Below are 1,181 nucleotides of genomic sequence, written 5' to 3'. Positions count from 1 at the left end.
GCGCCGGATGGTGTTGAGGCGGGTGATGAGGGGGGCGATGGTGGTGCCCTCGCGGGCGGCGGTGGCCCAGTCACGGGGTTTGAGCTGGTATTTCTCGCTGTCGAGGTATTCCTCGCTGCCTTCGCGCAGGGGGGTGTTCTCGCAGAGTTCGTAGCCGCTGTAGATGCCCCAGGTGGGGGAGAGGGTGGCGGCGAGGACGGCGCGGACCTCGAAGGCGGGGCGGTGGCCGTGCTGGAGGTAGGCGTGCAGGATGTCGGGGGTGTTGGTGAAGAGGTTGGGCCGCATGTAGGCGGCGGCCTCGCCCGACAGTTCGGTGAGGTACTCGGTGAGTTCCTGCTTGGTGTTGCGCCAGGTGAAGTAGGTGTAGGACTGCTGGAAGCCGATCTGGGCGAGGGTGTGCATCATCGCGGGGCGGGTGAAGGCCTCGGCCAGGAAGATGACGTCGGGGTCGGTGCCGTTGATGTCGGCGATGACGCGTTCCCAGAAGGCGACGGGTTTGGTGTGGGGGTTGTCGACGCGGAAGATCCGCACGCCGTGGTCCATCCAGAAGTGCAGGATGCGCACGGTTTCGGTGACGAGGCCGTCGGGGTCGGCGTCGAAGGCGATGGGGTAGATGTCCTGGTACTTCTTGGGCGGGTTCTCGGCGTGGGCGATCGAGCCGTCGGGGCGGTGGTGGAACCAGTCGGGGTGTTTGTGGACCCAGGGGTGGTCGGGGGAGCACTGGAGGGCGAAGTCGAGGGCGATCTCCAGGCCGAGTGCGGTGGCTTCGGTGACGAAGTGGTCGAAGTCGTCGAGGGTGCCCAGGGCGGGGTGGACGGTGTCGTGGCCGCCTTCGGGGGAGCCGATGGCCCAGGGGACGCCGACGTCGTCGGCGGTGGCGGTGAGGGTGTTGTTGCGGCCCTTGCGGTGGGTGGTGCCGATGGGGTGGACCGGGGGGAGGTAGACGACGTCGAAGCCCATGGCGGCGATCGCGGCCAGGCGGCGGGCGGCGGTGCGGAAGGTGCCGTGGGGCTGGGTGGGGGTGCCCTCGGAGCGGGGGAAGAACTCGTACCAGGCGCCGTAGAGGGCGCGTTCGCGTTCCACGAGCAGGGGCAGCGGGTCGGAGGAGGTGACCAGGTCCCGCAGGGGGTGGCGGGCCAGGACCGCGTCCACCCGGGGCGTCAACGCCGCCGCCAGCCGGG

At 69.7% G+C, this 1,181-nt stretch carries 1 pseudogene; it reads right to left on the bottom strand.

The features are described from left to right. Window positions 1-1,181 (bottom strand): annotated as a pseudogene (locus BZZ08_RS38460) (alpha-1,4-glucan--maltose-1-phosphate maltosyltransferase); the annotation flags it as partial.

Source organism: Streptomyces sp. MH60 (assembly GCF_002939385.1).
GTDB lineage: Bacteria > Actinomycetota > Actinomycetes > Streptomycetales > Streptomycetaceae > Streptomyces.
Note: the sequence above shows the minus strand (reverse complement) of the source record. Positions and strands in the feature narration are given on the sequence as shown.